Here is a 9223-nt window from a genome sequence, read left to right as displayed (position 1 = left end):
CACGTGACCGATCGTGCCAATGTTGCAGTGCGGCTTCGTACGCGCGAATTTCTCTTTGGCCATCGTCTCTTTCCTGCGGCAAGCTCACACGAGCGGTCGCCCGGGCTGTCGCTCGACGCGTTGTCGAGCCGGGCGAAAGACGGGGGCCCGCTTAGAGGCTTGCCGTCCTTTGATCAAGGGCTTTGCGGGACAAGGCGCTCCGGCACGCTACGGAACCGGGCGTCGGACAGGGGATGCGGCCAGCAACGCGGCCCGGTCCAGGCCCAGCGCGGTGGCGATTTCCTCGAGGGCCTGCGCCTCCACGTCGGCGATGCCGTCGAGGTCGGCCACGTCCGCCGCGATCAGGAATGTCGCTTCGCGCTCCTCCTGCCCCCGGCCCTCGATGGCGGCGACGCGGCGCAGGTTCTCGGCCCGGCCCGCCCGGGTCCGGGCACGGGCGATCCCGTCGTAGAGTTCGCTCTCGAGCATCAGCCGGTCGTAGCCCTTCTCGAGGATGGGATTGGCCTGCAGGCCGGCCAGCGCCGTATCGAATTCCGCGCTGGCGATCTCCCCGTCCGCGACCATCACGTTGGCGGCGGCGGAGACCATCGCCTGCATGAGGACCGTATCGCCGGCATAGGCCGTCACGGTCTGGCTGAAGCGGCTGACGATGTCCTGGAAGATGTTCATTGGGGGCTCTGGACACGGACGGGATCGTTGCGGGGCGCGGCATCGACGCCGCGGCAGGCATCGCGGTTCCACGCGCCGATGACAAGCGTCCGTCGGTTCAGAACAGCGCCACCAGCGCGATACCGCCGATCATCAGCACGCCCCCGAGGGCGCGCCAGAGGGTGAGGGGATGCTGCTCGAACCCGATCCAGCCGAAATGGTCGAGCAGGATGGAGGTGATGACGCCGGCGGTGATGAGAAGCCCCAGATAGGGCGCGGCCCCGATCTGCTGCGCGGCGAACAGCTGGGACAGGATGAGGAGCGCCCCGACCACGCCGCCGAACCAGGCCCAGAGCGGCACGGCCCGCATGTCGCCGAGGCTCGGAAAGGCGAAACGACCGAGGACCAGGCCGAGGGCGAGGAGGGTCGCGCCCCCGGCCAGCGAGACGACGATGCCTGCGGCGAAGGGCTGCGCCAGGTTCTTGGAGAGCGTCGCGTTCACGCCCGACTGCACTGCGTTCGCGATGCCGGCTAGGAGGACGAAACCGTAGAGGAGCCACATGGTCGATCCTGGGCCTTCAGCGTTGCGGACCGGGCCGCGAGAGCGAGCCGGGGTCGTGCAGGTACCCTGTGATAAGTCCTTGGCGGGGGCCCGAGATCGGCTAAGAACGGCGACGGGGCCAAATAACAGGGAAACGCGGTATGGATGGGACGGCCAGGGGGTCCGTCGACGCGGGAGATCCGGAGCCGCGGCGGGGTGGTGCGGATGCACCGCGCGATCTTCGCTTCGCCCTGCGCGCCGAGACCGATGCGGCCCATCGGCGCCTCGATGCGGGGTTCGTCGCCTACGACCTGAGTCGGCGAGCCGATTATGTGCGCTTCCTGTCGGCGATGCGTGACCCCTTCGTGCAGATCGAGACCTGGCTCGACGGGGCCGATGCCGCCGACCTGCCGCCGGACTGGGCGGCCCGCCGCCGGTCCACGGTCCTGCAGGCCGACCTGTCCGGGCTGGCGATTTCCCCTCCGGAGGTCGCGCCCGCCCCCCTGCCCCCCACCTTGTCGAGCGCCGAGGCGCCCGGTCTCCTCTACGTTCTGGAAGGTTCGCGCCTCGGCGGCCAGGTTCTGCTCCGTCAGGTCCTGGCGAGCCCGGACCCGCTGGTCCACGGGAACGCCCGCTTCCTCCGGCACGGCGCGGGGCTCCGCCTCTGGCCGAGTTTCGCGACTTGGCTCGGGACGCGCCCGGTCGCGGATCACGCCGCCGCGATCCGTGGTGCGCAACGTGCCTTCGCGCTGTTCGAGGCGGCGCAGGCGCCGGGCTAGTCCCGGGGGGGCGTGCTCGCCAGGGCCCGGCGTAGGGTATCCGCGGTGTAGGGCTTCTTGATCATCGGCACGGCGCCGAGCTCGGACGGGATTCGGAAGCTCTCGCCGTAGCCCGTCGCGAAGACGAAGGGCACGCCGGCCGCGATCAGGCGTCGGGCGACCGGCAGGCTCGTCTCGGCGCCGAGATTGACGTCGAGGAGGGCAAAGCTCGGATGCGCCGCCTCGATCTGCCGCAGGGCTTCGTGCACGGATCCCGCCATGTCGACCGCGCTCGCCCCGAGGGTGGACAGGATCTCCTCGGCCTCCAGAGCGATGATCATGTTGTCCTCGACGACCAGGACGGTTCCGGACAACGCCGCGGCATCGAGTTCGGGCGTCCGGTCGCGCTCCCGCGACAGGGGGGCGGCGACGGTCGGTGCGGCCCGCACGTAGCGCGCCGGCACGGCGAAGCGGCCGCGCAGGCCGGTGAGTTCGTAGGTGATCTCCGCCTCGCCTTTCAGCTCGTAGGGAATCGAGCGCTCGATCAGCGTGGTGCCGAAGCCGCGGCGGCTCGGCGGCTTCACCGGCGGGCCGCCGCTCTCGCGCCAATGGATCACGAGGCACTGCGAGGCATCGCGCTCCCAGGCCACGTCCACCTGTCCGACCCCCTCCGACAGGGCGCCGTACTTCGCCGAGTTCGTCATCAACTCGTGGATGACCAGGGCAAGCGTCGAGAACGCCTGGGGATCCAGGAGGACATCGGTGCCGTCCAGACGGACCCGACCCGCCTGCTGGTCGAGATAGGCCTCCGCCTCTAGGGTGATGAGGTCGCGCAGGGAACCCGGTCCCCAGTTCGTGGTGGTGATCTGGTCGTGCGCCCGGGCCAGGGCCTGGATGCGCGCCCCGACGACGCCGGCGAAATCCTCGACGCTGTCGGACCCCGAGCGACTTTGGGCGACGATGCCCCGGATCAGGTTGAGGATGTTGCGCACCCGATGGTTCAACTCGGCGATCAGGAGCTCCTGGCGCTCCTGCGCGGTCTTGCGCTCCTTCTCGGCGGAATCGGTGAGGCGCAGGATGACCTCGAGCAGCGTGATGCGCAGGGCCTCGGCGATGCGCAGGTCCACCGCGCTCCAGGGGGCGGCCTGCCCCCGGACCACCTCGGTCCAGGCCTCGAAGCTCTTGCGGGGCGTGAGGCGCAGACCGTTCGGTCCGAGGCTCGCCGGCTTCTCCGGATTGCCGGCCCAGGTGACGGTGCGGGCGATCTCGCGACGGAAGAACACCAGGAAATCCCGCGGCGCCCGCGAGATCGGGATCGCCAGGAGTCCCGCGGCCCGCTCGGGGTAGTCGGCGGCCGGGGGATGGACCGCGCCGATCTCCTGGGTGGCGAAGGCCCGGCTCGCGGCCGTCCGGTTGAGGAAGCGCACGAGACCGGTAAATTCCTCCGCCGTCGGGGTCGCCCCCCGCAGGGTGATCTCGCCGTTGACCCAGACGCCGATGCCGTCGCACGTGACGATTCCTGCGATGTCGTCGAGGAAATCGGTGATGTTCTCGAGGCTCGTTCCGCCCGAGGCGAGCGCACCCATCAGTCGGTCGTGCAGCGCCCGGGAACTGCCTTCGTAGGCGGCCTCCGCCTCGCGCTCCCGGCTTTCCAGGATCAGCGAGAACATCTGCCCGAACAGTTCGGCGCCGGTTCGGCGCTCCAGCGAGATGTGGCGGGCCTCGGTGTGATGGCAGGCGAACAGGCCCCAGAGCTTGCCGCCCCGCAGGATCGACACCGACAGGGAGGCCGCCACCCCCATGTTGCGCAGGTATTCGAGGTGGATCGGCGACACCGTGCGCAGGGTGCTCATCGACAGGTCGAGGGGTCGGCCGTGGGGATCGCGCTGCGGCAGCACGGCGACAGGTTCGGCATCGACATCCGCGATGATGCGCAGCCAGTTGCGCTCGTAGAGGGCGCGCGCCTGTTTCGGGATGTCCGACGCCGGGTAATGCAGTCCGAGATAGGGGGCGAGGCTGGAGCGTGCGGATTCGGCGATCACCACCCCCGAGCCGTCCGGGTCGAAGCGGTAGACCATGACGCGATCGAAGCCGGTGAGCGCCCGCATCTGGCGCACGGCCTCCCGGCAGAACGGGTCGAAACCCACCGTCTGCTGCAGGCGTCCGACCATGCTGCGCACAAGATTGCCGGCGTTGAGGTGTTCGCTGACGCTCGGCTCGGCCTCGATGACGATGATGCCGTCCGAGATGTGCAGCGCGATGTCGAAGGGGGCACCTCCGGCCTGCAGGACGGTGCCGAAAATCCGGTCGATGGCATCGGGCCCGCGCAGGGCCTGAAGGTGACCGCGGATCAGGTGGATCGCCTCCGCGTCGATCAGGTCGGCCAGGGGAAGGCCGAGCACATCGGCTCCCGCCTGCCCCAACCACCCGGCGGCATTCTCGGAGGCCCGGACCACGATCCAGTCCGGGGAGACCGCGATGAGGAAACCGAAGGGCTGAACCGCGCCGAGGATGTGGATCGGTTCCCGATCGCATGACGTGAGGTCCACAGGTCGGGGACGTGCTGAAGATTCGATCATCAGGTCTCTGATTCGCCGGTCCCATGTCCGTTCGGAGAAGCGCGTCGAGACCAACGACAGACCGTCCGGAAAGTCTCCTCGATGGTCGGGCAACGGACGCAGTTTCGAGTCGATTGTGTTGCGGATGCCACAGGCCGGCGCGACGCCGACGGGATTCGTCGTCTCACGATCGGGTGCCCATCCGGTCTGTGACCCCGGCCGCCAGGATCGCTCCGATCAGGTAGGACCCGAGTCCGAGCGCCCCGGCCTCCAGCCAGAAGCCTGCCCGTCCCGAAAGGAAGCCTCCGGCGGCGAGGCCGCCGGCCAGACCCGCTGCCAGGACGAGAAGGCCGGCGCTCCGGCGCGCAGTCGGTGTCCGCGGCAGGCCCGTCAGCGCGCCGATGGCGCCGCCGAGGAGGGCGCTGGCGGCCGCGAGGGGCCAGAGCAGGGTTGCCAGGAGCGTCACGCCGTTCGCCTCCGTCGGATCGTCATGACCGTGACTCGATCCCGACGCCCTGGCCAGCCGGACGCGGCGAGCCGGCCGGGGCGGCAGCGACCTGTTCGAAACGAAGGCCGGCCTGGAGCAGATACTCCACGATCGCGAGGGCACGGCCCTGCGCGAGATCGGGAGCGGGCTCCGGTTGAGCCGCCGGCTTCGCCTCGGTCCTGACGGCCTTGTCCTTCGGATTGGACTTGCCGGGCGCCTTATCCGAGGCACGCGAGCCGGAGGATCCGGCCGGTGCCTTGCTAGGTGCTCTGCCGGCATCCTTGCCCGCGTCGAGCGACGCCGTGCTGTCCACCGCGGTCTCGACGACAGGCTTCGGTGCCGCGGTGGCGCCGCTCGGATCGAGATGGCCCGTGACCACCAGGCGCAGGGTCGGGCAGGTCTTGCCCAGGGCCGCAATCCCATCGAGGAGGGGGTAGAAGGCCGGCGTCAGAATCGCGCTTCCGGGCGGGAATATGAGGGCTTGGCCCATGAGCTTGGTCCCGAGCGCAGCGACGCAGCGCTCCGGTGTCCAGGCCGACGCTGCGTCGGGGGTCGTCACCGAGATCTCCGCGGTCCAGCCCGGCGGCATCGCGGCCGACAGGTCTTCGGAAACGCGCCGGCCACCCTGCGCATACAGGCTCTCGCCCGTCAGGGTGATCGCGCGATCGGCGAACCGGGCCTCGCCCCGCCCCAGCAGGGTGAGGGCCGTGGCGGTCGCGCGCAGCACCCGGGCGAGCTCGGGCGGGGCCCCTTCGCCGAGGCGGGTGCGGTCGATCAGGCGCTCGCGGAACAGCCGTGGACGAAAGGTCCCGAGCAGGGCCTCGCGCGCCTCGGCATCCGGCAGGTGGCCGGACAGCGTCACGGTTTCCGCGTCGCGCCGGAGCAGGATTTGATAGCGCGAGAGCGGTCGGGTGCTCAGGGTCGCGCCGCCCCGGCTCAGCCCGGCGGGCATCCCCTCGCGCAACAATCCCTCGATCTCGGGGATCGCCTGGGCGTCGAGGGCGACGCCCTCGAGTGCGATCCGCGCATCGGCGACGGTGACGCTCCCCTCCTGCAGCAATGCGGCGAGTTTCAGGGCGAAACGCGCCATCGCGGCTGCATCGACCCCGGGCGGAAGGCCACGCGCCCTGCGCATCCGGTCCTCGATCCGCCCCGTCTCCGAGGCCTGTGCCGCTTGCGCCCGGATCTCGGCGCGCGCCGCGTCCGAGACCACGTGGCCCGAGAGCGTCAGGGTGCCCCCCGGCTCCCGAGACGCGACGAAGCGGAAATCCGGAACGACAGCCGGCAGGATCTCGATCTGGCCCAGACCATAGCCGGTCGGCAGATCGGCCAGGGCCGTCCGCAAGGCTTCGTCGTCGGCGATGGAGGCCGCCTCGCCTACGACCGAGAGGCGCATGTCCTCCAGCATCACCCGGCCGCCGGGCGCGAGGGCACGCAGCCGCGCCAGGGCATAGGCGGCCGCTGCGGCGAAGTCCGGTGGCGCGCCGAGGGCGGCGCGGGCGCGGTCGTGCAGACCGGTTCCGGGGTCGAGGGCGGGGGAGAGTTGCTCGGCCAGGGCGCTCGGGCCGATTTCGGCTGGCCGCACGCCGGTCACGTCGACCCCGTCCCTGCCCTTGGTCGCGATCCACAGGAAGGGCGAAGCCGGCTCGACCACGCCCACGGGGCCGACGATTCGCCGGACACCGTCGAGGGCAGCGAGCCGCTGATACGCCGCATCGCGGGTCGCGGCATCCGGCGCCTCGCCGGTGACCACGAGGTCTCGCCCCTCGACCGACACGCGCAGCCACGGCTCGGCACCGGGCGTCGCCGTCGCCCGAGCCACCGCATCGGCCTTTTCGCCGAGTTGCGACTCGAGGCGCGGCGTGAACCAGGCAGCAGACAAGCCGAGGATCAGGGCGAGGCCGGGCAGGCCGGCAGCCCAGCCGAGGCGGCGGGATCGGTCACGGAGTGCGTAAGCGGCGGACACGTCGGACCCCGGTGGCAGGCGCGCGGGAGCGAACGCCAGGGCGGCACTTCACACGGCGTTCACGGCATCATGAAGGCCGGGGCGCCGCGTGAGCGTCGCTCAGGCGTCGCGCAGCATCTCCAGTTCGAGCCAGCGGTCCTCGGCCTTGGCCAATTCGGTCTCGGCGACGCCGAGCAGATCCGACGCCTTCGCGAAGCGGGCCGGGTCCCGCGCGTAGAGTCCCGGATCGGCCAGGACCTCGCGCAGCTTGGCGATATCGGATTCGAGCTTCTTCATCCGGTCCGGCAGGGTCTTCAACTCGTGCTGGTCCTTGAAGCCGAGTTTGGGCTTGCCGGCCGGGGCTCCCGCATCGCCGCCTTTGGCGCGATCCTTCGCGTCGGCGCGGGCCTCCGCCTTCTCGGTCCGCCCGGCGGCCGCCCGGGCCTGCACGCCCTCCCCGCGCTGGGCGATCATGTCGGTGTAGCCGCCGGCATATTCGACCCAGCGGCCCTCCCCTTCGCTGACCAGCACGCTCCCGACGACCCGGTCGAGGAAGTCGCGGTCGTGGCTCACCAGGATCAGGGTGCCGGAATAATCCGCCAGCATTTCCTGCAGGAGGTCGAGGGTTTCGAGGTCGAGATCGTTGGTGGGCTCGTCGAGGACGAGGAGGTTGGCGGGCTGGGCGAGGGCGCGGGCGATGAGCAGGCGGTTGCGCTCGCCGCCCGAGAGGACGCTCACCGGGGTGCGGGCCTGCTCGGGCGCGAACAGGAAATCCTTGAGGTAGCCGATGACGTGGCGGCTGACGCCGCCGACGTTCACCGAATCGCCGCTGCCGCCGGTGAGCACCTCCGTCACCGTCATGGTCGGCTCCAGCACCGCACGGGCCTGGTCGAGGAGCATCATCTTGAGGTTGGTGCCGAGCGCCACCGTGCCGGACGCGGGCGGGAGCTGCCCCGTGAGCAGGTTGATCAGCGTGGTCTTGCCGGCGCCGTTGGCCCCGACGATGCCGAGGCGGTCGCCGCGCATCACCCGAAGCGAGAGATCGTCGACGATCTTGCGGGCGCCGTAGGCCTTGGCCGCGTGCTTGGCCTCGATCACCAGGGCGCCGGAGCTCTCGGCCTCCGTCGAGGTCATGGTCGCGGTGCCGACGGGCCGGCGATCCTCGCGCCGCTCCTTGCGCAGGGCATGAAGGTTGCCGAGGCGGCGCACGTTGCGCTTCCTCCGGGCGGTGACGCCGTAGCGCAGCCAGTGCTCCTCGTCGGCGATCTTGCGCTCGAGCTTGTGCCGGTCGCGCTCCTCCTCCTCGAAGAAGGCGTCGCGCCAGGCCTCGAAGGTGGAGAAGCCCTGCTCGATCCGGCGGGTGACGCCGCGGTCGAGCCAGATCGTGGTCTTCGACAGGGCGGACAGGAAGCGCCGGTCGTGGCTGATCAGCACGAGGGCGCCGCGCACGCTCTTCAGCTCGGATTCGAGCCACTCGATGGCCGGCAGGTCGAGGTGGTTGGTGGGCTCGTCGAGGAGCAGGATGTCGGGTTCCGGCGCCAGGGCCTGGGCCAGGGCGACCCGCCGCCCCTCCCCGCCCGAGAGGCTCTTCGGGTTCTCGGCACCGGTCATGCCCAGGCTCTCGAGCAGGTAGCGGGCCCGGTAGGCGTCATCCCCGTGGGTCAGGCCGGATTCGACGAAATCGAGGGTCGTCTCGAAGCCGGAGAAGTCGGGTTCCTGCGCCAGATAGCGGATCGTGGTGCCGGGCTGGACGAAGCGCACGCCCCGGTCGGGCTCCACGAGCCCCGCGGCGATCTTCATCAAAGTGGACTTACCCGAGCCGTTGCGACCCACGAGGCAGGTGCGTTCGCCGGGGGAGATCGCGAGCTCGGCGCGCTCGATCAGCGGCGTGCCGCCGAAGGTGAGCGCGACGTCTTGGAGGGTGAGGAGCGGGGGAGCGGCCATGGGGCCGGCTTATGGCAGCGACCGCGCCTTCGAACAAACCCGGAATCGGAATGCCCTTGCAAACCCGCGGTCGTGCCCCGCTCACATCGTCGGGTTGGCGGGGCCCGTCGGCATCGGATCGGGGGCGATGGCCGGGCCGATATCCGGATCGTTGACCGGGATTTCGGTGGGCGTCACGTCGGGCGCTTCGGTGGGGGTCGTCCCCGGCACGTCGGTCCCGGGGGTGTCCGGGCCGGGGGGCGGGGTCTGAGGCGCCTCGTAGGGCGTCTCGGGCACCGGGACTTCGGGGATCGGGCCGGGGTTCGACATCGGTTGCGCCTCTCAAGAGCCTCGGGGAGCGGA

At 70.7% G+C, this 9223-nt stretch carries 8 protein-coding genes; 1 reads left to right on the top strand and 7 read right to left on the bottom strand.

Annotated elements, in window-relative coordinates; all coding sequences use genetic code 11:
• Nucleotides 1-207 precede the first annotated feature (207 nt).
• Nucleotides 208-669, bottom strand: a complete 462-nt coding sequence (locus tag ASF20_RS11130) for a tellurite resistance TerB family protein (RefSeq protein ID WP_056215742.1) — start codon at nucleotides 667-669, stop codon at nucleotides 208-210.
• A 97-nt stretch (nucleotides 670-766) separates the two neighbouring features.
• Nucleotides 767-1210 (bottom strand): DMT family transporter, encoded by a 444-nt coding sequence (locus tag ASF20_RS11125; protein WP_056215746.1) that lies wholly within the window; start codon nucleotides 1208-1210, stop codon nucleotides 767-769.
• A 140-nt stretch (nucleotides 1211-1350) separates the two neighbouring features.
• On the opposite strand from ASF20_RS11125, the gene ASF20_RS11120 reads away from it, so the two are divergent.
• Nucleotides 1351-1968, top strand: coding sequence for a biliverdin-producing heme oxygenase (locus tag ASF20_RS11120; protein ID WP_056274152.1), 618 nt, complete (start codon nucleotides 1351-1353; stop codon nucleotides 1966-1968).
• On the opposite strand, the gene ASF20_RS11115 is transcribed toward ASF20_RS11120, so the two are convergent.
• From ASF20_RS11115 to ASF20_RS11095, 5 genes are all read right to left on the bottom strand, one after another.
• Entirely contained in the window at nucleotides 1965-4526 is a 2562-nt protein-coding gene (locus ASF20_RS11115; protein WP_056274149.1) for an HWE histidine kinase domain-containing protein, read from the bottom strand. The two genes, ASF20_RS11120 and ASF20_RS11115, sit on opposite strands and share 4 nt — an antisense overlap.
• 163 nt (nucleotides 4527-4689) lie before the next feature.
• Nucleotides 4690-4971, bottom strand: coding sequence for a hypothetical protein (locus ASF20_RS11110; RefSeq protein WP_056215754.1), 282 nt, complete (start codon nucleotides 4969-4971; stop codon nucleotides 4690-4692).
• Nucleotides 4972-4993: 22 nt separating this feature from the next.
• Nucleotides 4994-6958 (bottom strand): BON domain-containing protein, encoded by a 1965-nt coding sequence (locus ASF20_RS11105; RefSeq protein WP_082501288.1) that lies wholly within the window; start codon nucleotides 6956-6958, stop codon nucleotides 4994-4996.
• Between the two features lie 99 nt (nucleotides 6959-7057).
• Nucleotides 7058-8881, bottom strand: a complete 1824-nt coding sequence (locus tag ASF20_RS11100) for an ATP-binding cassette domain-containing protein (protein WP_056274145.1) — start codon at nucleotides 8879-8881, stop codon at nucleotides 7058-7060.
• A gap of 81 nt (nucleotides 8882-8962) precedes the next feature.
• Nucleotides 8963-9190, bottom strand: a complete 228-nt coding sequence (locus tag ASF20_RS11095; protein ID WP_056215764.1) for a hypothetical protein — start codon at nucleotides 9188-9190, stop codon at nucleotides 8963-8965.
• Nucleotides 9191-9223: the final 33 nt, after the last annotated feature.

Origin of the sequence: Methylobacterium sp. Leaf88, from assembly GCF_001422795.1 — a bacterium.
Taxonomy (GTDB): Bacteria; Pseudomonadota; Alphaproteobacteria; order Rhizobiales; family Beijerinckiaceae; genus Methylobacterium.
The sequence above is the reverse complement of the archived record's forward strand: the minus strand, read 5'-3'. Positions and strand labels throughout refer to the sequence as shown.

What these genes read in the sequence shown, in the direction of transcription:
- ASF20_RS11120 (WP_056274152.1), top strand. Translation starts at nt 1,351, where the DNA reads ATGGATGGGACGGCCAGGGGGTCCGTCGACGCGGGAGATCCGGAGCCG.
- ASF20_RS11115 (WP_056274149.1), bottom strand. Translation starts at nt 4,526, where the DNA reads ATGATCGAATCTTCAGCACGTCCCCGACCTGTGGACCTCACGTCATGC.
- ASF20_RS11100 (WP_056274145.1), bottom strand. Translation starts at nt 8,881, where the DNA reads ATGGCCGCTCCCCCGCTCCTCACCCTCCAAGACGTCGCGCTCACCTTC.
- ASF20_RS11125 (WP_056215746.1), bottom strand. Translation starts at nt 1,210, where the DNA reads ATGTGGCTCCTCTACGGTTTCGTCCTCCTAGCCGGCATCGCGAACGCA.
- ASF20_RS11130 (WP_056215742.1), bottom strand. Translation starts at nt 669, where the DNA reads ATGAACATCTTCCAGGACATCGTCAGCCGCTTCAGCCAGACCGTGACG.
- ASF20_RS11095 (WP_056215764.1), bottom strand. Translation starts at nt 9,190, where the DNA reads ATGTCGAACCCCGGCCCGATCCCCGAAGTCCCGGTGCCCGAGACGCCC.